A 23,246-nucleotide genomic window follows, 5' to 3' on the forward strand; every position below is an offset into this window, starting at 1 on the left:
CGATCAACGCAAATGATGCACTACCTGGTTGCTGCTACCGCGCCAGATAAGCGCCGGGTCTTTCAGATCCTGCACAAATTTGCCATCGACCAGCACGTTGATGAGATCGACCACCTGCATCTGTGCGGCGTTAAGTTCATCGAGCTTGTAGCCGGTCCACACCCAGATATCTTTCCCCGGGCACTCCGCGTGGATACGTTGTACCAGTGTCAGTATATCCGGTACGTTTTGCGGATGCAGCGGATCGCCGCCCGACAGCGAGATCCCCTGACGGTGAATGCGCGTGTCGTTCAGATCGGCAATGATCTTATCTTCCATCTCTTTGGTAAACGGCTGGCCGGAGTTCAGCCGCCAGGTGCTTTTGTTATAGCAGCCAGGGCATTCATGCACGCACCCTGACACAAACAGGGTGCAACGGGTGCCGGGGCCGTTAACGATATCGACGGGGTAGTATTGGTGAAAGTTCATGTTTCCTCGTTGCATTTGGCGCTGTAGCGGCGTTGGCCGCTCTCACTTACCCAGGTCACTTACTTATGTAAGCTCCCTGGGATTCGTTCGTTTGCCGCCTTGCTACAACACCAACTGCTTAGAGGAAACTCATGAAATTGGAACTATAGCCAGCGGTTGTAGGCCGGATAAGGTGTTTACACCGCCATCCGGCATTTACGCATTGCAAACGGAGAATTAACCTATCTGCCCATTGCCTAAATGCTTCACGCGGCGCTTCACTTCTTCCTGCTTGCCGGCGTTAAACGGACGCGCGTCCGGGCTGCCTAAATAACCACACACGCGGCGGGTGACCGAGACGCGCGCGGCGTCGTGGTTGCCGCATTTCGGGCAGGTGAAACCTTTACTGGTACATTCGAACTCGCCGGTAAAGCCGCACTCGTAGCATTCATCGATCGGCGTGTTGGTGCCGTAATACGGTACATGCTGATAGCTGTAATCCCAGACATCTTCCAGCGCTTTCAGGTTGTGCTGAATGTTCGGGTATTCGCCGTAGCAAATGAAACCCCCGTTCGCCAGCGGCGGATACGGCGCTTCGAAATCGATTTTGTCGTACGGGTTGACCTTCTTCTCCACGTCGAGGTGGAAGCTGTTGGTGTAGTAACCTTTATCGGTTACGCCCGGCACCACGCCGAACTCGGCGGTATCCAGACGGCAGAAGCGGTCACAGAGGTTTTCACTTGGCGTGCTGTACAGACTAAAGCCGTAGCCGGTCTCTTCTTTCCACTGATCCACGGCCTGACGCAGACGTTCCACAATGGCGATACCTTTGGCGCGCAGCTGCTCGCTGTCATAGACATGTTTGTCGCCAAACAGCGCGTTGATGGTCTCATGAATGCCGATGTAGCCCAGAGAGATGGACGCACGACCATTTTTAAAGATTTCAGACACGTCGTCGTCCGCTTTCAGCCGCACGCCGCAGGCGCCTTCCATATACAGGATAGGCGCGACACGGGCTTTCACGCCTTCAAGGCGGGCGATACGGGTCATCAGCGCCTTCCGCGCCAGCGCCAGACGTTCATCCAGCAGTTTCCAGAATGCGGTTTCGTCGCCTTTTGCTTCCAGCGCGATGCGCGGCAGGTTAAGGCTAATCACGCCCAGGTTGTTACGCCCGTCGTGGATCTGCTCGCCGTTTTCGTTCTCCCACACGCCGAGGAAGCTGCGGCAGCCCATTGGCGTTTTGAACGAACCGGTGACTTTGACCACCTGATCGTAGTTGAGGATGTCCGGATACATGCGCTTGCTCGCGCACTCCAGCGCCAGTTGTTTAATGTCGTAGTTCGGATCGCCAAACTTGTGGTTCAAACCGTCGCGGATAGCGAAGACCAGTTTCGGGAACACGGCGGTTTTGCGATTTTTACCCAGACCGGCGATACGGTTACGTAAAATAGACGCCTGGATCAGACGCGACTCCCAACTGGTGCCGAGGCCAAAACCAAAGGTCACGAAAGGCGTCTGGCCGTTAGCGGTGTGCAGCGTGTTAACTTCGTACTCCAGCGACTGGAAGGCGTCGTAGCACTCTTTTTCGGTGCGAGAACGCGCATATCCTTCGGCATCCGGGATCTGCCACTCATCGGCGGTTTTGCGGTGCTTGTTATAGCTTTCGGTGACAAACGGCGCCAGCACTTCGTCGATACGGTTAATGGTGGTGCCGCCATAAATATGGCTGGCGACCTGCGCGATAATCTGCGCGGTAACGGCAGTGGCGGTAGAGATAGATTTTGGCGGTTCGATCTCGGCGTTACCCATCTTAAAGCCCTGGGTCAACATGCCTTTCAGGTCGATCAGCATACAGTTGAACATCGGGAAGAACGGCGAATAGTCGAGATCGTGATAATGGATATCGCCGCGCTCATGCGCTTGTACTACATCACGCGGCAACAGGTGCTGGCGGGCATAGTGTTTGGCGACAATCCCGGCCAGCAAATCGCGCTGGGTGGGAATGACTTTACTGTCTTTGTTGGCGTTTTCATTGAGCAACGCGGAGTTAGTTTGCTCTACCAGGCCGCGAATTTCCTGGTTCAGACGACCACGCTTTTCACGCTGAATGTCGCGATCGTGACGGTATTCGATGTAGGCGCGGGCAAGCTGTTTGTACGGGCCGGACATCAGTTGGTTTTCAACCGCAGTTTGGATCTCGTTAATATCCACCTGACTGCGCGCGTTCATTTGGCTGCTAACGACTTCTGCGACGGTGGCACAGTAATCTGCGTCATCGACTCCCGCTGCTTTAGCTGCACGTAGAATGGCTTCCTTAATGCGCTCTGATTTGAATGGCACTTTACAGCCATCTCGTTTCATCACATGCGGTGTCATGATCACTCCATATTTGTAAGAACAGGTTATCCACAGAGGCCGGGGAAGCCATAACAGGTTTATTCATCTCTTTTCCAATGACTTCCCGCAATCCTGACCCAGGTTATCCACAATTCACCTTGTGTCGAGTGAACGGGTGTTGTAGCAATTGTAGTCAATTAATACAACATATTGGGGCGGCGTGCATTTTAAAGTCTATATGTAGTGATTTGCATCAAGGATGTTTGCAATTTTATTGATGTAGAACAAGGTAAAAATCAGAGCGTACAGATGGCGGGCGCTGTAGCGTTTGTAAAAGATAGCAAGAAAAATCTGATTAATTATTCAACAAAAACAGACAGTAACCAGGAGCAACGCCACCGCCCGTGTCAATAGGTTTGTGGCGTTTATCCGTATAAGGACGTCGCGTTAGCGTTGTAACCACCAGATGGCTTCAAATGGGCGGAGCGTCATCGCCGCTGGCTGGCTGGCGACCTCGCCATAATTGTGCAGTAGCGCCTGCCACTGTCCTTTGATATGCGGCGGATGCCACTCCTGACACTGGTCGCTCAGATTGGCGACGACCAGCAGGGTTTGCCCCTGCCACTGGCGGCGATAACCCCATACTGATGGGCTATCCGGGAGGAGATCCTGATAATCGCCCCAGATCAGTACAGGCTGGGTTTTACGTAGCGCAATCAGCTTTTGATAGGTGTAAAACACCGAGTTTTCATCGCGTAATGCCGCCTCGACGTTAACCTCCGTATAGTTATCGCACAGGCTTATCCACGGCTCGCCCTGGGTGAAACCGGCGTTTTTACCGTTGTCCCACTGCATCGGCGTGCGGCTGTTGTCGCGGGATTTACTGGCCAGGATAGCCAGTAGTTCGTCGGGGTCGCGTCCGGCGGCGCGTAGCGCGGCAAACATGTTATGGCTTTCCACGTCGCGATAATCGGTGATGCGGGTAAAGTGTGGGTTGGTCATGCCGATTTCTTCGCCCTGATAGATATAAGGCGTCCCTTGCATACCGTGCAGCGCCATCGCCAACATTTTCGCGGCTGGAACCCGGTATTCACCCTCGTCGCCAAAGCGGGAAACGATGCGCGGCTGATCGTGATTACACCAGAATAACGCGTTCCAGGCGACGTTATGCATCCCCTGTTGCCAGTGGCGGAACAACGCTTTCAGCGCCACATAATCAGGTTTTGCCAGCGTCCACTTTTCGCCATTGGGGTAATCCACCTTCAGATGATGAAAATTGAAGGTCATCGAGAGTTCGTCGCCGCTAAGCGCGGCATATTGCTGGCAGTTTTCCAGCGAGGTAGAGGACATTTCGCCTACCGTCATCAGATTACGCGGTGTAAAAACGTCACGGTTCATTTCGCGTAAAAACGTATGCGCGCGCGGTCCGTCGGTATAAAAGCGGCGTCCGTCGCCCGTCGGATCGTCAGGGAAGTCCTGATCTTTGGCGATCAGGTTCACCACGTCCAGACGCAGGCCATCCACGCCGCGATCGGCCCAGAATTCGCAGACCTTTTTCAGCTCGGCGCGCACGGCGGGGTTTTCCCAGTTCAGGTCGGCCTGTTCAGGCGCGAAAAGGTGTAAATAATATTGTTCGCTCTGGCTATGCCAGCGCCAGGCGCTGCCGCCAAATTTGGATTGCCAGTTATTCGGGCAGACATCCGGCGTGCCATCGCGCCAGATATAAAACTGACGGTATGGGCTCTCTTTGTTCAGCGCTTCGCGAAACCAGGCGTGCTGGGTAGAAGTATGGTTAAACACCATATCCAGGATGATGCGAATACCGCGTGCTTTCGCCTGCGCGACCAGCTCGTCAAAATCATCCAGCGTGCCGTAGGTCGGGTCGATGGCCGTATAATTTGCGACGTCATAACCGTTATCCACCTGCGGCGAGATATAAAACGGCGTGAGCCAGATGGCATCCACGCCGAGTCGCTGTAGATAGTCAAGGTGCTGCGTGACGCCGCGTAAATCGCCGGTGCCGCTGCCGGTCGTGTCCTGAAAACTTTTCGGGTAGATCTGATAAATAACGCCGTTTTGCCACCAGAGGGGAATAGTCATTGTTGTTTCCTGCAAGTGCGTTGGGACGCAACTGCGCCCCGAAGAAGTATTAGACAATTTGTAATGTGCCCTGACGATGCTTACGCTGATAGATAAAGGTGGTCAGAATCACCGGGATAACGATCGCGATAACCATCGCCATGCCGTACACCTGCCAGTAGCGCGGCGGTATAGACAGGATGCCCGGCAGGCCGCCCACGCCGATACCGTTGGCGATGACGCCGTTCAGACCGCAGAGCAGTCCCGCCAGACCAGAGCCGATCATCGCGCATAGCATCGGAAAACGATACTTCAGGTTGATACCGTACATCGCCGGTTCGGTTACCCCAAGGTAAGCGGAAATGGCGGCAGGAACGGAGATCTCGCGTTCATTGTGTTTACGGCTGGAGATGATGATGCCCACCACGGCGGAGGCCTGCGCGATATTCGACAGCGCAATCAGCGGCCAGACTGGCGTACCGCCCATGCTCTGGATCATCTGCATATCGATAGCGAGCGTTGTCTGGTGGACGCCGGTAATGACCAGCGGGGCATACAGGAAGCCGAACAGCGCCGCGCCTATCGGGGCGAAACTGCCGGTCATCAGATAACGTACCGCAAAGGCCACGCCGTCGCCGATCATACGACCAAAGGGGCCGATAAAGGTGTGGGCGAGAAAGACGGCCAGTATCAACGAACACACCGGGACGACGACCAGGTAGAGATAATCCGGCACGATGCGTTTCAACCGCGTTTCAATAAACCCAAGCGCCAGCCCTGCCAGTAGCGCCGGGATAACCTGCGCCTGGTAGCCCACTTTCTCAATGCTAAATACGCCGAAGTTCCAGACGTCCGGCGTTTGCTGGCCCAGCAGATACGCATTCATCAACTGCGGCGACACCAGCGTCACGCCGAGCACGATACCAAGAATCGGCGTGCCGCCCATTTTTTTCACCGCCGACCAGCAGATCCCCACCGGCAGATAGAAAAAGATCGCTTCGCCGATCAACCATAAAAAATCATAAAGCGTTTTTAGCGCCGGATGCATCTGCGCCAGCGTTTGGCCGTTGCTCATCGGCACATCGCCGATCACGTTACGAAAGCCTAAGATCAAACCGCCGCTGATCAACGCCGGTAGTAGCGGAAAGAAGATCTCCGCAAAGTGGGAAATTAACTGCTCATGCCACTTCATGTTCTGGCGAGCGGCTTTTTTGGCCTGCTCTTTATCGACATACGCTTTGCCGGTGGTCTCCAGCAGCGCGTTATAGTAATCGCCAACGTCGGTGCCAATCACCACCTGAAACTGCCCAGCGTTGGTGAAACAACCTTTAACCATCGGTAATTGTTCGATCTCTTTTGGCCTGGCGTTCGCGGGCTGGTGGAGCACAAAGCGCAGGCGAGTAATGCAGTGGCTCACCGTGGCGATGTTGTCACGCCCGCCGACCAGGTCAATCAGCCGGTCGATATCGGCTTGTTTTACTTTGCTCATCGTAAAGCCTCATGGCAGAGGAGGTAAGTTATGGGTTGGCGCAAGAGTAGCTCTTCAACGTTGGTTTAAAAATGGGAACGTTCCCGAAACGCAGCGACGATCACAAATTACTCGTGGTATTCCGTTTAATTAGTCACTCAGGCGAGGGTAGAAGGAATGACGATCCGGCGCGGATCGCAGCGGCCATTGATCTGTTCGATCAGCTGTGAAGCCGCCTGCCGTCCGGCTTCAGCATAGCCAGGATCGACAGTGACGATCTCCGGGTGCAGGAATTTTATCAGCGGCGTGTTCCCGACGCTTGCCAGTTGCAGCGTCTCAATACGTTGCTCCTGTAAATACTTACTGGCGCCCAACGCCAGCGTATCGGTGGCGCAGACTAACGCGGTGGTATCCGGCATGATGACGCTTGCCGTATGCTCATAGCCCTGCTTCATGGCAAGACCGGGCAGGGCGGCGACGGGATGAAGTTTATGTTTTTTGCAAAACGCCAGGTATGCGTCATGCCGACGTTTGCCAGTGGTAATATCGCTATGGGGAACGCCCAGAAAGCTAATGTTGCGGTGTCCCTGCTCATACAGCCGCTGCATAAGGATATGAATCGCGCCCTCGTCGTCGTAACAGACGGAGGCAAAACCTTGCGCATCTCTTGCCAGCAGCACCAGTGAGGCTTTCCAGGGGGCGATCAACTCTTCTGTGATGCCGGTAAAGCCAAACAGCACCACGCCATCAATGTTACGTCGTCTGAGCATGCCCAGATGTTCCATTACCAGCGTCGGCGAGAACTGACTTTCCATCATAATAGGGTCGTAGCCCTGTTCATAAAACGCAGGCAGCATGGTTTGAACCGCGAGGTTTTCAGACAACGAATCAAGGCGAGTGACGATAATAGCGACCACTTTATCGCTTTGTCCCCGCATCGCACGGGCGGAGCGGGACGGAAAGAAACCGTGTTGATTCATCACCGCTTCGACACGCTCGCGGGTACGTTCGCTTACGCCGCTTTCATTGTTAAGCACGCGGGAAACGGTTGATTTCCCTACGCCGCTCAGGCGGGCGATGTCTTTGATAGTGAGCCGGTTTTGCATCCTGTTTTCCCGTGGCGTGACGCTGATGGTGATAAAAAGAGTAACTTTACTCAAGCGAAGGGCAATGGGCAAAGTCTGGTTTATCGTTGGTTTAATTACGTAACGGTATGATACCGCCATAATTGCCACAAAACTTATGGATTTATGCGTATAATCCACGGCGCAAATCGTTTACTTACCGGAGGCGACATGGACCCTGAACCCACCCCTCTCCCGCGATGGAGAATTTTCCTTTTCCGGTAAGCCTGCCTCTGCTGTCTTACCGGTGTGTAAGACAGTGACACAATAACGTCCCTGTTTTTATTTAAACATTGCTCATCGGGCAAGGCTTTGCCGCGCCTGAAGAATTTTCTGCGCCTGACTTCGGCGCGGAGGGATTACCTATGCTAAAAACCATTACCCGCCAGCTTTTTGCCCGGCTTAATCGCCATTTGCCTTATCGTCTGGTTCACCGCGATCCGCTGCCCGGCGCGCAGACCGCGGTAAATGCGACTATCCCGCCTTCGCTGAGCGAGCGCTGTCTGAAAGTCGCGGCAATGGAGCAGGAGACTCTCTGGCGCGTTTTTGATACGCACCCGGAGGGATTAAACGCCGCCGAGGTAACGCGCGCGCGTGAAAAGCATGGCGAAAACCGCCTTCCAGCCCAGAAACCCTCGCCGTGGTGGGTGCATCTGTGGGTATGTTATCGCAATCCTTTCAACATCTTACTTACGATTCTTGGCGGCATTTCTTATGCCACGGAGGATCTGTTTGCCGCAGGCGTTATCGCCCTGATGGTCGGTATCTCAACACTGCTGAATTTTGTGCAGGAAGCGCGCTCGACGAAAGCGGCGGACGCACTAAAAGCGATGGTGAGCAATACCGCTACCGTACTGCGGGTTATTAATGAAAATGGCGAAAACGCCTGGCTGGAATTACCCATCGATCAACTGGTGCCCGGCGATATTATTAAGCTGGCGGCGGGGGATATGATCCCGGCGGATTTACGGATTATCCAGGCGCGCGATCTGTTTGTCGCCCAGGCGTCGCTGACCGGCGAATCTCTGCCGGTCGAGAAAGTCGCCGCGACGCGTGAGCCCCGGCAAAATAACCCGCTTGAGTGCGACACGCTGTGCTTTATGGGGACGAACGTCGTGAGCGGAACGGCGCAGGCCGTGGTGATGGCGACCGGCACCGACACCTGGTTTGGTCAATTGGCGGGGCGCGTGTCGGAACAAGATAACGAGCAGAACGCTTTCCAGAAAGGAATTAGCCGCGTCAGCATGTTGCTGATCCGCTTTATGCTGGTCATGGCGCCGGTAGTACTGATTATTAATGGTTACACGAAAGGTGACTGGTGGGAAGCGGCGCTATTTGCGCTTTCGGTCGCGGTAGGACTCACCCCGGAAATGTTGCCGATGATCGTCACCTCCACCCTCGCGCGCGGGGCGGTGAAGCTCTCGAAACAGAAAGTTATTGTGAAGCACCTTGATGCGATTCAGAACTTCGGCGCGATGGATATTCTGTGCACCGATAAAACCGGCACACTGACGCAGGACAAAATTGTGCTGGAGAATCATACGGATATTTCTGGTAAGCCCAGCGAGCATGTACTGCATTGCGCCTGGCTGAACAGCCATTATCAGACCGGTCTAAAAAATTTACTGGATACGGCGGTCCTGGAGGGAGTAGACGAAACTGCCGCGCGTCAGCTCTCCGGACGCTGGCAGAAAATAGATGAGATCCCGTTTGATTTTGAGCGTCGCCGGATGTCGGTGGTGGTCGCCGAAGATTCGAACGTGCATCAACTGGTCTGCAAAGGCGCGTTACAGGAGATCCTGAACGTGTGTACTCAGGTGCGCCACAACGGCGATATTGTGCCGCTGGACGACAATATGCTGCGCCGGGTGAAACGTGTTACCGACACGCTGAACCGTCAGGGGCTACGCGTGGTCGCCGTCGCGACCAAATACCTGCCTGCGCGTGAGGGCGATTACCAGCGTATCGATGAATCTGACCTGATCCTGGAAGGGTATATTGCTTTTCTCGATCCGCCGAAAGAGACCACCGCGCCGGCGCTGAAAGCGCTGAAGGCGAGCGGAATTACGGTGAAAATTCTCACCGGCGACAGCGAGCTGGTAGCGGCGAAAGTTTGCCATGAAGTTGGGCTGGATGCGGGCGATGTCGTTATTGGCAGTGATATTGAAGGGTTAAGCGACGACGCGCTGGCGGCGCTGGCCGCCCATACGACGTTGTTTGCGCGTCTGACGCCGATGCATAAAGAGCGCATCGTCACTTTGCTCAAACGCGAGGGGCATGTGGTCGGTTTTATGGGCGACGGGATTAACGATGCCCCGGCGCTGCGGGCGGCGGATATTGGTATCTCGGTAGATGGCGCGGTGGACATCGCCCGTGAAGCCGCCGATATTATTCTGCTGGAAAAGAGCCTGATGGTGCTGGAAGAAGGCGTCATTGAAGGTCGTCGTACTTTTTCTAATATGTTGAAATATATCAAGATGACGGCCAGCTCAAATTTCGGTAACGTGTTTAGCGTACTGGTGGCGAGCGCCTTTTTGCCGTTCCTGCCAATGCTGCCGCTGCACTTGCTGATTCAAAACCTGCTGTACGATGTATCCCAGGTGGCGATTCCGTTTGATAATGTCGATGAAGAACAAATTCAAAAGCCGCAGCGCTGGAATCCGGCGGATTTGGGGCGCTTTATGGTCTTTTTCGGTCCGATCAGCTCGATTTTCGACATTTTGACCTTTTGTCTGATGTGGTGGGTATTTCATGCGAATACGCCAGAAACGCAAACTTTGTTCCAGTCCGGCTGGTTTGTGGTGGGATTACTGTCGCAAACGCTGATTGTGCATATGATCCGTACTCGTCGTCTGCCGTTTATTCAAAGTCGCGCCGCCTGGCCGCTGATGGCGATGACATTGTTGGTGATGGTGGTGGGAGTCTCGTTGCCGTTTTCGCCGCTGGCGTCTTACCTGCAGTTGCAGGCGCTGCCGTTAAGCTATTTCCCGTGGCTGATTGCTATTCTGGCGGGCTATATGACGTTAACCCAGTTGGTGAAAGGGTTTTACAGCAGACGTTATGGCTGGCAGTAAGCGTCGAAGTATTGTGCATTATCGGCCTGGATGGCATACCAGGCCGAATAAGCGATAGCGCCATCCGGCCACTATCTATAAACGAGCGTTAGCGACGAACAGCGATCGCTTCAATCTCAATTTTCACGTCTTTCGGCAGACGGGCAACTTCCACGCAGGAACGCGCCGGGAAGGTGGCGTTGTGCTCGGTGAAGAAGGCTTCGTAGGTGGCGTTGACGGTCGCGAAATCGTTCAGGTCTTTCACGAAGACGGTCGTTTTCACAATGTCGCCTACTTTCAGGCCAGCGGCTTCCACGATAGCTTTAACGTTTTCCAGCGACTGACGTGCCTGAGCGGATACGTCTTCCGCTACGGCACCGGTTTTCGGATCGACCGGGATCTGACCGGAAGTGATTACCATGCTACCCAGGTCAACGCCCTGTACGTATGGGCCGATTGCTGCTGGTGCATTTTCCGTCGCAATAGTTTTGCTCATGATTTCTCCTGAATTACAGCGGTAATAGAATGTCCCCGCTCATTATAGGGAGCCGGGATCTCATAACCAACCCAAATTAGTTGGCCAGCACCACATTATGCGAAAACTCTTTTTCACAGTATTTGCATTTGAGGGCGATATCATTGGCGCGTTTTTTCACTGCAAAGCTGGAGGATACCGGTTCCGCGTGGCTGATGCAGTTGCTGTTCGGGCAAACCAGCACATTATTAATACGCTCTGGCAGGCTGGGGCGTGATTTCCCGACAACGTCGTAGTTGTCGATGCGGTTAACGGTGGCCTGCGGCGCGTACAGAGCAAGTTGGTTAACCTGCTCATCGGTGAGGAAGGTGTTTTCTATTTTGATTAAGTCTTTACGCCCCATCTCGCCAGACGGGAGATTCAGACCGATAGTGATTCGCTGATCGGTCTCGGTCAATTTAAACAGACTCAGCAGTTTAAAGCCTACCTGCGCAGGGATATGGTCAATCACGGTGCCGCATTTAATGGCTTCAACCTGCAGTTTGTTATCGTGTGTCATCGCTTTTCTCCCTTACAGACTCAGTTCGCTATTCAGTACCAACGCCAGTAACGCCTGGCGAGCGAAAATACCGTTGCCCGCCTGTTGGAAGTACCAGGCGTGTGGCGTTTTATCCACATCCGTGGTGATTTCATCAATGCGCGGCAGCGGGTGCAGCACTTTCATATTTTCACGCGCGCCGTTCAGGTCGCTGGCGCGCAGAACAAACTGCGCCTTCACATTGGCGTACTCCGACGGGTCGAGACGCTCTTTCTGTACGCGAGTCATATAGAGGATGTCGACGTCGGCCATGACCTCTTCAATAGACCCATGCAGGCTCCAGGCCATCCCTTTTTCATCCAGCATATCCAGAATGTACTGCGGCATCGCCAGCGCGTCCGGCGCGATAAAATAAAAACGGTTGCCGCTAAATTTCGCCAGCGCCTGGGTTAGCGAATGCACGGTGCGGCCATATTTCAGATCGCCGACCATCGCGATATGCAGGTTATCCAGACGGCCCTGCGTTTCCTGGATGGTAAACAGATCCAACAGGGTTTGCGTCGGATGCTGGTTCGAACCGTCGCCCGCATTGAGCACCGGCACCTGACCGGAAAACTCCGTCGCCAGACGTGCCGCGCCTTCTTGCGGATGGCGCATCACAATCGCGTCCACGTAAGTGCTAATCACTGAGATCGTGTCGGCTAACGTTTCTCCTTTTTTCCCCAGCGACGTGTTGGCGCTGTCGGAGAAGCCCACTACGCTGGCGCCCAGGCGATGCATTGAAGTTTCAAACGACAGGCGGGTACGCGTGGAGGCTTCGAAAAAGCAGCTGGCGATCACTTTATGTTTCAATAGCTCCGGCTGCGGGTTGGCTTTTAATTTCGCCGCCGTCGCCAGTACCAGATTAAGATCGTCGCGGCTGAGGTCGTTTATGGAAATGATATGTTTTTGATATAGCGGGTTAGCCATGTTTATCTCCTGACGCCTGGGCAAAAAAAAGCCCCTCAATTGAGGGGCTTGGTATTGGTTTTCAACGGAAAGAAAAACGGCAGGCCTGCGTCTTTTTTCAGACGCGGTAAGACAGAATGTCGTACACACTGAACCATGCTTCCTCCCGGCAAATTGTCCGCGATTATACTCAGCTCTGTTTTGGGATCAAGCGAATTAATGCATGATTTACTTGTCGCAAACGGTTCTTATGAATTTAAATTCATTTTAAGCAAATAATTAATTTGTTTGTGTACCAGCGCCGTGCGCTGAACGACCCGCGGTGCGACCCAGACAATACTGCTACCGGCAACGACGCCGAGAATTTCCGGCAATGCGTGGTAATCCAGAATTCTCGCGACGGCGCGACCATAACCTGCCGCCGTATGGATAAGGATAAATTCGCTATTATGTTCAACGCTGACGACCATTTCGGCTATTGAACGTCCGGCATCCGGCGAAGGACGCCGCTGGGGATTTACGGAATAAATCTTTTGTCCCTTCGTATTTCTGATTTTTATTGCGCCCAGCAGTTTGAGCAGGCGCGAAACCGTAGACTGACTAATACCTTCAAATCCCTCATTTTGTAAATCGCGGCGAATCTCCTCCTGGGACAGGTAACTTTTTTCACTAATCAGGCGCTGACAAACCGCCAGTTGCTGTTGTTCTTTGGCGGAGTAATCATCGTATTCCTTCATAAATGCACCTTATCTTTATTATTGATATCAACGGACTGGCGAAATTCATCACATTTGTCACATTGATTGCGGATCAATCGGGCGGTTTTGCAGGAAAATGAGAAGCCGATCAAAAAAGGTGACGGCGTGCCTGATGGCGCTGTGCTTATCAGTCCTGTCAGATAAGACGCGTCGCCATCTGGCTCGTTACATCATCGCTCCGATGCTCAGTACCGCCATATTCAGCAATGTCAGGATCAGCAACAGCGGCGCGACCCATTTCAGATAGCGGACATAGGGAACCCGCGCGATCGCCAGACCGCCCATGACCACGGCGGAGGTGGGAGTAACCAGGTTCACAATCCCGGAGGCCGACTGGTAGGCGGTTACGACCAAATCCCGCTGTACGTGGGCAAAATCCGCTAACGGCGCCATAATGGGCATCGTCAATACGGCAAGACCGGAAGAGGAGGGCACCAGGAAGGAAAGCAATACTTCCAGCCAGTAGGTTACGTTTATGAAAATGGTGGTAGAGAGGCCGGAAACCAGACTTTCCGCGCTGTGCAAAATGGTGTGGGTAATCATACCGTTATCCATGACCACCACAATGCCGCGCGCGATACCAATAATTAGCGCCACGCCGAGCAAATCCCGCGCGCCGTCGATAAAGGTACTGGTGAACGCTTCCTCGCCCATCCGCGTTATCACGCCAACGATAATCGCCGCCGCCAGAAAAACGCCGGAGATTTCCGCCATCCACCAGCCGAGAACCGCCACGCCGTAAATCATCACCGCGAAAGAGGCGGCGAAGATCAGCAGCACCCATTTCCGGGTAGCCGTAAACTCCAGCAGTGTATTGGCGCGATTGCCGAGAAAATGAGCGCGATTTTCCTCCATTTTATCCGCCACGATAGAAAGCTCAGGATGGGCGCGGACTTTGCGCGCATAGCGCATTACCCAAAACACGCACAGTACGTAGCCGACAATTAGCAGCAGTACGCGCATCAGCATTCCCTGAGTAAAAGGGATGCCGGCGGCGTTGGCGGCAATGACCGTGGCGAAAGGGTTAATGGTCGAACCGAGCGTGCCTATCCCTGCGCCGAGCAGTACGGTTGCCGCCGCCACTAACGGATCGAAGCGGGCCGCCATCATGACCGGCACCAGCAGCGTGTAGAAGGGCAACGACTCCTCCGCCATGCCATAGATAGTGCCGCCTGCGGCGAACAGCGCCATCAGAATGGGGATCATCCACTCATCTTTGCCGTTGAGTTTGACTGTTACCCGTTCAATACCGGCATCAATCGCCCCCGTTTTATTCACCACCCCCAGAAAGCCGCCGATAATCAAGACAAACAGCGCGACGTCAATGGCGCCGGCGGTGTAGGTTTCGTGGTTATAGAGGCCGTCAATCGGCGCCAGTAAAACAGCGGTAATCCCTTGCGGATGCGCGTCCACGGGGGCATACGTTCCCGCCACCGGCACCTCTTTTCCCAGCGTGGCGTTCATCGCCATTTGGTATTTTCCCGCCGGCACAATCCAGGTCATCACCGCGACCAGGGCAATAAGAATAAACAGGATGGTATAAGCGGTGGGAAATTTAAATTTACCCATGATGTTCTCTCCTGATATCACGGATATGCGCCGCGAGGGCGCATATCCTGTGGGATTAGTCGCCGAGCGTCGCCACCATGACCGCTTTGATGGTGTGCATCCGGTTTTCCGCTTCATCGAAGACTATCGAGCCTGCGGACTCGAACACCTCTTCCGTGACCTCCAGTCCTTTCAGGCCGTAAGCCATTTCGATTTCGCGTCCCACTTTGGTGTGCTCGTTATGGAAGGCGGGCAGGCAGTGCATAAACTTCACATCAGGATTACCGGTAGCGTTTACCACCTGCTGGTTGACCTGATATGGCGTCATCAGACTGACGCGCTCCGCCCAGGCTTCTTTGGGTTCTCCCATCGAGACCCAGACGTCGGTATAGAGGAAATCCACACCGTGAACACCGTCTTCAACGCTCTCCGTTAAGGTGATACGAGCGCCGGTAACGCTGGCGATTTCCCGGCACTGCGCGACAAGCGCGGCATCAGGCCAGAAGGACTTTGGCGCTATCAGGCGGATATCCATGCCCATCTTCGCCGCGCCCACCATCAGCGAGTTGCCCATGTTGTTGCGCGCGTCGCCCAGGTAGGCGAAGCTCAGTTCCGGCAGCGTTTTACCCGGCGCGTGTTCCAGCATGGTCATCAGATCGGCCAGGATCTGGGTGGGGTGAAATTCATCGGTCAGGCCGTTCCAGACGGGAACGCCCGCGTATTCCCCCAGCTCTTCCACAATGTGTTGACCAAAACCGCGATATTCGATGCCGTCATACATCCGCCCCAGGACGCGAGCAGTATCTTTCATGGACTCTTTATGGCCGATCTGCGAGCCGCTTGGGCCGAGATAAGTCACCTGCGCACCCTGGTCGAAAGCGGCGACTTCAAACGCGCATCGGGTGCGGGTAGAGGTTTTTTCAAAAATCAGCGCGATGTTTTTGCCGATCAGCGTTTGCTTTTCGCATCCGGCTTTTTTTGCGGCTTTCAGCTCAATAGCCAGATCGATGAGGTGTTGGATTTCCGCCGGGGTGTAGTCAAGCAGCTTCAAAAAGTTACGATTTTTCAGTGAAATAACCATTACAATATCCTTGTTAAAATGAATTGCCTGATGGCGCTGCGCTTATCCGGCCCACGGTTATGCGCGCTCTGTAGGCCGAATAAGGCGGAAGCCGCCATCCGGTAAAAAGCCTTATGCGTCAACGTCGGCGGTTTCACACCGAATCAAAGTACCTTTCTCGCCCGCGAGAATGGCTTGCCCATCCGCCAGCGAGCCGATTCCGGCAATGCCGCGGCAATGGCTGACAAACTCAGCGCAGGCGGTCACTTTCGGGCCCATCGAACCGGCGTCGAACTGCATTTCACGAAGCAGCTCCGGCGTAACCTGCGCCAGCGGGCGTTGGGTGGGCTTGCCCCAGTCGAGATACACCGCGTCGGCATCGGTCAGAATGAGCAGCGCGTCGGCGTGAATTTGGCTGGCAAGCAGGGCGGCGGACAGATCTTTGTCGATCACCGCCTCGATACCGTGGTAGCCATCGGCTTTTTCCACGACCGGCACACCGCCGCCGCCGTTACAGATAACTAGGTGATCGCGGCTAATCAGCGCGCGGATGGCATCGTTTTCCACAATGCGTTTCGGCTGCGGGGAGGGCACAACGCGGCGGAAGGCGTTACCGTCGGCTTTGAATACCCAGCCCTTTTCTGCCTGTAACGCACGGGCCTGCGCTTCGTCGTAAATCGGTCCGATATATTTGGTTGGATTGAGGAATGCCGGGTCGTTGGCATCGACTTCGACCTGGGTGAGCAGGACGCTGATTTCACGCTCCGGCAGATGATTCTTCAGCGCCTGTTGCAGCATGTAGCCAATCATGCCCTGGCTTTCCGCACCGAGAATATCGAGCGGGTAGGGCGTAACGTTAGCGTAGGCGCTATTTTGTAGCGCCAGCAGTCCTACCTGTGGGCCGTTGCCGTGCACTAACACCACGCGCCATTGCCGGGTAAGCTGGGCGATGGTTCTGGCCGCCAGTTCGATATTTTTACGCTGAATATCAGCCTCCAGCGGTTCGCCGCGTTTGAGCAGCGCATTGCCGCCCAGCGCGACGACCAGTGTGCGTTTGTTTTCCATAACGTCTCCTTTAAATACCATCGCGTTCCAGTGGACAGCTCATGCAGCGTGCGCCCCCGCGCCCGCGACCCAGTTCATCGCCGGGAATGGGAAGGACGGTAATGCCGGCTTTGTCGTATTTTTCGTTGGTCCAGATGTTGCGCTCATAGCCCACCACCACGCCGGGACGCAGGGTGAGCACGTTATTGGCGTCATTCCACTGTTCGCGCTCAGCTTCAAATGCGTCGCCGCCAGTGGTGATTAAGCGCACCTGATCGATGCCAAGCGCTTTTTCAAGAGCATGAACCAGCGTGCTCTCCTGGGTTCGTTTCAGACCGCCGCGTCCGTCTGGCGTCAGCGTCCAGCACTGAACGTCCGGGCGAACGACTTCCGGATAGACGGAGAAGGTGTCGATATCAATGTGGGTCATGACGGTATCAAGGTGCATGCAGGAGCGATGTTTTGGCAGTTCAACGGCAATGACGCGTTCCGCCTGACGATGTTTAAACAATGCCTGCGCCAGGAACTCGACGCCCTGCGGCGTAGTACGTTCAGACATACCGATCAACACCGCGCCGCGGCCAATCACCAGCACATCGCCGCCCTCTAAAGTGGCGTGGTCGTAATTAATGTCCTCGTCGCCGAAATATTTAATGAAATCACCGCCTGCGAATTGAGGATGCCAGCGATAAATAGCTCGTAAATTATTCGTTTCACGTTGGCGTGCAGGTTTTGCCATGGGGTTAATTGAGACGCCGTTATATATCCAGCAGGACGTGTCACGGGTAAATAGGTGATTCGGTAATGGCTTCATAATAAAGTCATTAATATCGTGAGTATCGACCACCATATTTTTTATGGAGGCGGGGATTTCGCCGTAAGTTAAACCGCCGCTTAAATGGCGAGCCAGTTCACGGTGCGGCATATCCGCCAGCCAGGCGCGAATATCTGCGGCAAAGGTGGGCCCAAGGCGATAATCGGAAATTTGCGTATCCAGTAGCCAGGCTTTAGCGTCAGCCACATCCAGCGTTTGGGTGAGCAGGTCGGTTAACAGCAACACTTCTATCCCTTGCTGGCGCAGCGTGTTGGCAAAAATGTCATGCTCTTCGCCAGCGCGCTCTACGGATAATACATCGTCAAAAAGTAATTCCTGACAATTTGAAGGGGTAAGTCTTTTTAGGCTGAGATTGGGACGATGCAACATTACGCTGCGTAATTGACCGATTTCAGAACCGACAAAATGCTTTTCCATCATTATACCTTTTACATAATTTCAAGAATAAAGAAGGAGTGGCTGCAAATATTTAGCGTGCTTGCAGTCGCGGCGTTTCAGTTAAATTCGGGAGCAATGATTGAATTTTATTTGGGTTGTTAATGTGATGAGATTCACATCAATCAAGGAGTGCTATTTTTCTTATTTAATATATGAGCCGGGTCAGAGAAATTCAAAAAACAATAAGGCATTAAATGAATTACTACGCAGCTATATGGTTTGTTATTTTTTTATTGTTAATTATTTGTTTGTTGTATTGAATGATATTTAAATCTTAACTACTTGAAAATAAAGTGATTATTTTTAAGAGTTGCATAACTATGCGTGAGGGGGATTTTATTATCGGGGATATTTAAATAATTTAAAAATAACTATGGATAGAGAAGTCATTTATGCAGGGAGAGCGAATTGTGATCGCTAAAACGTTTTTATGTTAACGCCTTTAATATCAAAGCGTTGTTAGTGATGGCAATTTGGCACCGCTGGGGTTTATGCATAGATACTGCATAAAGTTGGGCGAACTATTAACAATATATAAACACCGCTGGCGATAAACATGCGCTGGTGCAAAATCGATGAGAGTAAGGGTAGTATGGCAGCCATTTTTCTCGTATAAAGAGAAAAATAAAACGCTGTTTTAACTAAGGGGATGCGATGATTATTGGCAATATTGAACATCTGGAGGCCTGGCTGCCGACGGCGTTACGGCAGGCGATTGAGCACGTCAATGCGCATGTCACGGCAACGACCGCGCCAGGTAAGTATGACATTGACGGCGACAGGCTGTTTTATATGATTTCTGAAAATATGACGGAGCCGGGCGAATCGCGCAGCGCAGAGTATCACGCCCGTTATCTTGATATTCAGATTGTGCTACAAGGTCAGGAAGGGATGGCATTCAGTACCCGGCCTGCAGGAACGCCGCACACGGACTGGCTGACGGATAAAGACATTGCATTTTTACCGACGAGCGTCGACGAGAAAACCGTCGTCCTGAACGAAGGCGACTTTGTGGTGTTTTATCCCGGCGAAGTGCATAAGCCTCTGTGCGCGGTGGGAGAACCGGCGCGGGTACGTAAAGCGGTTGTGAAAATGCTGATGGCGTAATATTTTGTCCGGATGGCGGCGCCTGCACGTTGCGATTTTGTAGGCCAACCGCCATCATAACGACATTATTTAGACAGCGTCGCTACCATTACTGCTTTGATGGTATGCATTCGGTTTTCCGCTTCATCAAAGACAATGCTGGCCGCAGACTCAAAAACCTCGTCGGTCACTTCCATCCCGCCATGTAAACCGTACTCTTCGGCCATTTTTTTGCCGAGCGTGGTTTCGTCATCATGGAACGCAGGCAGACAATGCAGGAACTTAACCTGCGGATTGCCGGTTAACGCCATCATCTGGCTGTTGACCTGATAATCACGCAGCAGGGCAATACGCTCCGCCCATTTCTCTTTGGGTTCGCCCATAGAGACCCAAACATCGGTATAGATAAAATCCGCGCCTTTTACGCCCGAGGCGATATCTTCGGTCAGGGTGATGGCGCCACCGTTCTTTTTCGCCATGGCGCTGCACTCCGCCACTAACGCGGCTTGCGGCCAGCAGGCTTTTGGCGCGACCAGACGGAGATCCAATCCTGTTAACGCGGCGGCTTCCAGCATGGAGTTACCCATGTTATTACGCGCGTCTCCGGCATAGACCAACGTCATCTCGTTAAAGGCTTTACCCGGCAGATGTTCCTGCATGGTGAGCAGATCCGCCAGTAATTGCGTTGGGTGATACTCATCGGTTAAACCGTTCCATACCGGCACACCGGAATATTCAGCCAGCGTTTCGACGATCTCCTGGCCATATCCTCGATACTGAATACCGTCAAACATCCGGCCCAGGACGCGGGCAGTATCTTTGATGGACTCTTTATGGCCGATCTGGCTCCCGCTGGAGCCCAGGTACGTCACGCGCGCCCCCTGATCGTATGCGGCAACTTCGAAAGAGCATCGTGTCCGGGTCGAGTCTTTTTCGAAGATGAGCGCAATATTTTTACCCACCAGCTTTTGTTCTTCTTTACCGTTTTTCTTATCGGCTTTCAGTTTGGCGGCAAGCTGCAACAGAGCAGTGAGTTCACTGGCGGTGAAATCAAGTAACTTTAAAAAAGGTTTTTGGTAAAACGTAGACATACTTCCCTCACATGGCTTAGGCCTCTCATTGAATTAAAATTCACTTTATATGGATGATTATTCATTTGCAACCCTGTTTGATAAAACTTTTCTCGATAAGGTGGAGGCAACGTCGGCGGTATGTGACAATAAGAGTATCGGCAGGACATCTATGAGGAACGAGCTATGGCAAACCCGGAATTACTGGAAGAGCAGCGTGAAGAAACGCGGTTAATTATTGAAGAGTTACTTGAGGACGGCAGCGATCCGGATGCGCTGTACACTATCGAGCATCACCTTTCCGCTGACGATTTCGAAACGTTGGAAAAAGCCGCGGTAGAAGCCTTTAAACTCGGCTATGAAGTGACGGAGCCGGAAGAGCTGGAAGTGGAAGAGGGCGATACGGTCATTTGTTGCGACATTCTCAGCGAGTGCGCGTTGAACGCCGAACTCATCGACGCTCAGGTTGAGCAACTGATGAACCTGGCGGAAAAATATGATGTTGAATACGACGGCTGGGGAACCTATTTTGAAGACCCTAATGGCGAAGAGGGTGACGACGACGATTATGTCGATGAAGATGACGACGGCGTGCGTCACTAAAGCTGTATAGTATGACGGTACGGCAGCGTCTGCTGTCGTATTTTTTTAACAGGTTACGTATGAATTACCCGCAAATACTCTCTCCGGTGCTTAATTTCCTGCATTGCCCGACGCCGCAGGCGTGGATTGTCCAGGCCCGCGATCCGCAAAATCTTCCTCTTCTGCTTACCGATCACTTGATCTGCGAACTGAAGGCTGCGCAAACCGCGTTGCTGTTGGTGCGTAAATATGTCGCCGATAAATCGGGCGCCGACGCGCTGCTCGCCTGGCTGCAACCTTACGAGGCGTTCGCGTTTCGTCAGGGGCCGGAGCCGGATTTTGTTGCCCTGCATAGACAGATTAGCAAAAGCGCCATGCCGCAAACTGATGACCCCTGGGGTCGTCAGCTGATCGACCGTATGGTGTTATTGATTAAAGAGGAGTTGCACCATTTTTGGCAGGTACGCGAGGTCATGCAGGCCAGAAACATTCCTTATGTGAAAATCACCGCCAGCCGCTACGCGAAAGGAATGTTGAAAGCGGTACGCACGCACGAACCGCTCACCTTAATTGATAAGCTGATTTGCGGGGCGTATATCGAAGCCCGCTCCTGCGAACGTTTTGCCGCTCTGGCGCCCTGGCTGGATGAGGATTTACAGACGTTTTATCTCTCGCTTCTGCGCTCCGAAGCGCGGCATTATCAGGATTACCTGGCGCTGGCGCAGCAGATTTCCACTGAGGACATTTCTGCGCGCGTGCGCTATTTTGGCGACGTGGAAGCTGACCTTATCTTGTCGCCAGACCGCGAGTTTCGTTTTCATAGCGGCGTGCCAGCCGCCGGATAAAGGGTAAAATTAAAGATTAGCGTTTTTATCTTTTACGCTGTCGCCACCTGCGTGGTCATCCGCCCGACATCAAACTGCTGGCGAGCAGAAAAAGTCATTTTCATGATATTCTGTCCTGAGTAAAGCCTGCCCTGCGGCAGGCAAAAAGAACTCACTCAGTGTTATATTCCCGAAAGGTGACCTTGAACAATGCCCTTTTTGCATCAATCACTACGGGTTTTTGTGTTGAAATACTTACTGTTTCACGCCTTTTGACGCTTCAGAGCAGATCTTGCCAACAAAAGTTTGTTTAATTTTGTTGATGGAGGTTGTTTTATTACCTCCTGCATCGACATCTGATTTCATGGTCATCGCAAATTCTGTATCGCTTATTTTCGTCGTTTCTACAATAGAGTGCGATTTGACATCAGGATTATTACACACAGTCTCATTGATCAGTTTGGTATCCGTACTTTCTACAAATGTTGTCGTGCAACCGCCTGCACTGGTAGAAAAACCCTTCACCATTTTTTTAGAATCTTCAGACATTTTAGGGGTATAACACATAAGTGTCGCTATGCCCGAATTTTTTTGATCCATTAATACTTCTTTTGTATCTGGATTGATGGTGCGCATTTCTATATTTTCCATTTTCCATTCGCCGGGCTGTATATCTAAAGCATATACATTAGAGATACTAATAAACATAGCGGGGAAAACAATTGCTGATAATAGGCGTTTCATTTATAACTTCCTTGAATAATAAGTAATTCCCGGATAACAGGATGTTTCCGGGATTACTTATATCAGCAAAAATAATACCTGGCGAGGATAAATAAACGCCTGGTTTTCAGAGATCCTTTAACATCCTCACTTCGCAATCGACATGTCCGGTGCAGCCGAGCGGTTCGCTAATATGTTCAAATCCTAAACGTTCGTATAGCGCAATCGCCTCGCGTAAAAAAGCCGTTGTTTCCAGATAGCAGCGTTTAAAACCCTGTTCACGGGCATGATCCAGTGCCATCAGCGCCAGCTTTTTCGCCAGTCCCTGGCCACGAATCACCGGTAAAAAATACATTTTTTGCAGTTCACAAATGTCTGGTTCGCTACAGGATAACGGCGCCACGCCGCCGCCGCCCACCACACAACCGTTTTGCTCTACCACCCAGTAGGCCGCGCCCGGTTGGCTATAAACCTGATACAGTTCATCCAGATTGGGGTCGGCAACGGTATAACCTTTATCTGCGGTAAGTCCGTATTCCGCTGAAACCTGACGGATGACACGGGCAATAGCGGCATTGTCGGCGGTAGTGATTCGGCGCACCGTGAGCGTTGGCGAGGCGACATTATTCATAATATGGCTCAATTTTTAAAATTTATTTATAGATTACTTTAATACCACCGTCTTGAGTCACGCGCAAGGAGATCCTGAATCAGACAAAATAAAAGGCGGAAAAATTAAACAAAAATAGTATCGTAGTCAAATCAGTAACAATTTACTGGTTTTTATTATTAATTCTAATAGATTGTAA

23 protein-coding genes and 1 pseudogene are annotated in these 23,246 nt (G+C 52.7%); 6 read left to right on the top strand and 18 right to left on the bottom strand.

Translation table 11 applies throughout. The annotated features are described in order from the left end of the window. Positions 1-3: 3 nt before the first annotated feature. The 5 genes from nrdG to treR all read right to left on the bottom strand — a co-directional run bounded on the left by nrdG (position 4) and on the right by treR (position 7,437). The gene (gene nrdG, locus NA389_RS05170; protein WP_001009178.1) at positions 4-468 is read right to left on the bottom strand and encodes an anaerobic ribonucleoside-triphosphate reductase-activating protein; all 465 of its coding nucleotides are present in this window, start codon (positions 466-468) and stop codon (positions 4-6) included. Between the two features lie 216 nt (positions 469-684). Further along, positions 685-2,823, bottom strand: a complete 2,139-nt coding sequence (nrdD, locus tag NA389_RS05175) for an anaerobic ribonucleoside-triphosphate reductase (protein ID WP_000187815.1) — start codon at positions 2,821-2,823, stop codon at positions 685-687. Between the two features lie 408 nt (positions 2,824-3,231). Further along, a complete protein-coding gene (gene treC, locus NA389_RS05180) occupies positions 3,232-4,884 on the bottom strand; it encodes an alpha,alpha-phosphotrehalase (RefSeq protein ID WP_000155036.1) in 1,653 nt (550 codons plus the stop codon). Positions 4,885-4,933: 49 nt separating this feature from the next. After that, positions 4,934-6,352, bottom strand: coding sequence for a PTS trehalose transporter subunit IIBC (gene treB, locus NA389_RS05185; protein ID WP_000048820.1), 1,419 nt, complete (start codon positions 6,350-6,352; stop codon positions 4,934-4,936). 137 nt (positions 6,353-6,489) lie between these two features. After that, positions 6,490-7,437: a trehalose operon repressor TreR gene (treR, locus tag NA389_RS05190; RefSeq protein ID WP_001181294.1), complete on the bottom strand. Its 948-nt coding sequence runs from the start codon at positions 7,435-7,437 to the stop codon at positions 6,490-6,492. A gap of 189 nt (positions 7,438-7,626) precedes the next feature. Here treR and mgtL point away from each other — a divergent pair, with 189 nt between their 5' ends. Next, entirely contained in the window at positions 7,627-7,680 is a 54-nt protein-coding gene (mgtL, locus tag NA389_RS05195) for a mgtA regulatory leader peptide MgtL (protein WP_099374030.1), read from the top strand. 140 nt (positions 7,681-7,820) lie between these two features. Beyond that, positions 7,821-10,529, top strand: a complete 2,709-nt coding sequence (mgtA, locus tag NA389_RS05200; protein WP_000920872.1) for a magnesium-translocating P-type ATPase — start codon at positions 7,821-7,823, stop codon at positions 10,527-10,529. A gap of 88 nt (positions 10,530-10,617) precedes the next feature. On the opposite strand, the gene ridA is transcribed toward mgtA, so the two are convergent. The 4 genes from ridA to pyrL all read right to left on the bottom strand — a co-directional run bounded on the left by ridA (position 10,618) and on the right by pyrL (position 12,627). Beyond that, positions 10,618-11,004, bottom strand: coding sequence for a 2-iminobutanoate/2-iminopropanoate deaminase (gene ridA, locus NA389_RS05205; protein WP_000047544.1), 387 nt, complete (start codon positions 11,002-11,004; stop codon positions 10,618-10,620). A gap of 76 nt (positions 11,005-11,080) precedes the next feature. Beyond that, positions 11,081-11,542, bottom strand: a complete 462-nt coding sequence (gene pyrI / locus NA389_RS05210; protein ID WP_000148566.1) for an aspartate carbamoyltransferase regulatory subunit — start codon at positions 11,540-11,542, stop codon at positions 11,081-11,083. A gap of 12 nt (positions 11,543-11,554) precedes the next feature. Beyond that, positions 11,555-12,490, bottom strand: coding sequence for an aspartate carbamoyltransferase (pyrB, locus tag NA389_RS05215; protein WP_000013055.1), 936 nt, complete (start codon positions 12,488-12,490; stop codon positions 11,555-11,557). A 35-nt stretch (positions 12,491-12,525) separates the two neighbouring features. Further along, positions 12,526-12,627 carry a pyr operon leader peptide gene (pyrL, locus tag NA389_RS05220; RefSeq protein ID WP_000249504.1) on the bottom strand — a complete coding sequence of 34 codons (102 nt, stop codon included), beginning with the start codon at positions 12,625-12,627 and terminating at the stop codon, positions 12,526-12,528. On the opposite strand from pyrL, the pseudogene NA389_RS05225 reads away from it, so the two are divergent. Further along, positions 12,607-12,748, top strand: a pseudogene (locus NA389_RS05225) (hypothetical protein). The gene pyrL and the pseudogene NA389_RS05225 overlap by 21 nt on opposite strands. On the opposite strand, the gene NA389_RS05230 reads toward NA389_RS05225, so the two are convergent. From NA389_RS05230 to arcA, 5 genes are all read right to left on the bottom strand, one after another. Beyond that, positions 12,718-13,206: an arginine repressor gene (locus NA389_RS05230; protein WP_000666051.1), complete on the bottom strand. Its 489-nt coding sequence runs from the start codon at positions 13,204-13,206 to the stop codon at positions 12,718-12,720. The pseudogene NA389_RS05225 and the gene NA389_RS05230 sit on opposite strands and share 31 nt — an antisense overlap. A 186-nt stretch (positions 13,207-13,392) precedes the next feature. Further along, on the bottom strand, positions 13,393-14,796 hold the full coding sequence (locus tag NA389_RS05235) for a YfcC family protein (protein ID WP_000514435.1): 1,404 nt from the start codon (positions 14,794-14,796) through the stop codon (positions 13,393-13,395). A 55-nt stretch (positions 14,797-14,851) separates the two neighbouring features. Next, entirely contained in the window at positions 14,852-15,856 is a 1,005-nt protein-coding gene (gene argF, locus NA389_RS05240) for an ornithine carbamoyltransferase (RefSeq protein ID WP_000237031.1), read from the bottom strand. Positions 15,857-15,967: 111 nt separating this feature from the next. Beyond that, positions 15,968-16,900 (bottom strand): carbamate kinase, encoded by a 933-nt coding sequence (arcC, locus tag NA389_RS05245; RefSeq protein WP_000428751.1) that lies wholly within the window; start codon positions 16,898-16,900, stop codon positions 15,968-15,970. Between the two features lie 10 nt (positions 16,901-16,910). Beyond that, positions 16,911-18,131 (bottom strand): arginine deiminase, encoded by a 1,221-nt coding sequence (gene arcA / locus NA389_RS05250; RefSeq protein WP_000410844.1) that lies wholly within the window; start codon positions 18,129-18,131, stop codon positions 16,911-16,913. 675 nt (positions 18,132-18,806) lie between these two features. Between arcA and NA389_RS05255 the strand changes: the two genes are divergently transcribed. Then, positions 18,807-19,259 carry a YhcH/YjgK/YiaL family protein gene (locus NA389_RS05255; protein WP_000583457.1) on the top strand — a complete coding sequence of 151 codons (453 nt, stop codon included), beginning with the start codon at positions 18,807-18,809 and terminating at the stop codon, positions 19,257-19,259. A 65-nt stretch (positions 19,260-19,324) separates the two neighbouring features. On the opposite strand, the gene argF (NA389_RS05260) is transcribed toward NA389_RS05255, so the two are convergent. Beyond that, positions 19,325-20,329, bottom strand: a complete 1,005-nt coding sequence (gene argF / locus NA389_RS05260) for an ornithine carbamoyltransferase (protein ID WP_000103041.1) — start codon at positions 20,327-20,329, stop codon at positions 19,325-19,327. Then, entirely contained in the window at positions 20,299-20,478 is a 180-nt protein-coding gene (argL, locus tag NA389_RS05265; RefSeq protein ID WP_371045364.1) for a putative translational regulatory protein ArgL, read from the bottom strand. The genes argF (NA389_RS05260) and argL overlap by 31 nt, the downstream gene beginning before the upstream one ends. A gap of 16 nt (positions 20,479-20,494) precedes the next feature. Between argL and rraB the strand changes: the two genes are divergently transcribed. Continuing rightward, on the top strand, positions 20,495-20,911 hold the full coding sequence (rraB, locus tag NA389_RS05270; RefSeq protein ID WP_000002940.1) for a ribonuclease E inhibitor RraB: 417 nt from the start codon (positions 20,495-20,497) through the stop codon (positions 20,909-20,911). 11 nt (positions 20,912-20,922) lie between these two features. Then, positions 20,923-21,735 carry a tRNA isopentenyl-2-thiomethyl-A-37 hydroxylase MiaE gene (miaE, locus tag NA389_RS05275; protein ID WP_000218453.1) on the top strand — a complete coding sequence of 271 codons (813 nt, stop codon included), beginning with the start codon at positions 20,923-20,925 and terminating at the stop codon, positions 21,733-21,735. Positions 21,736-21,969: 234 nt separating this feature from the next. Here miaE and NA389_RS05280 read toward each other — a convergent pair whose 3' ends face one another. Beyond that, on the bottom strand, positions 21,970-22,458 hold the full coding sequence (locus NA389_RS05280) for a DUF3617 domain-containing protein (RefSeq protein ID WP_000826199.1): 489 nt from the start codon (positions 22,456-22,458) through the stop codon (positions 21,970-21,972). A gap of 106 nt (positions 22,459-22,564) precedes the next feature. After that, positions 22,565-23,068: a GNAT family N-acetyltransferase gene (locus NA389_RS05285; RefSeq protein WP_001519079.1), complete on the bottom strand. Its 504-nt coding sequence runs from the start codon at positions 23,066-23,068 to the stop codon at positions 22,565-22,567. Between the last annotated feature and the right edge of the window lie 178 nt (positions 23,069-23,246).

It is taken from the genome of Salmonella sp. NW645 (assembly GCF_051703725.1).
Taxonomy (GTDB): Bacteria; Pseudomonadota; Gammaproteobacteria; order Enterobacterales; family Enterobacteriaceae; genus Salmonella; species Salmonella enterica.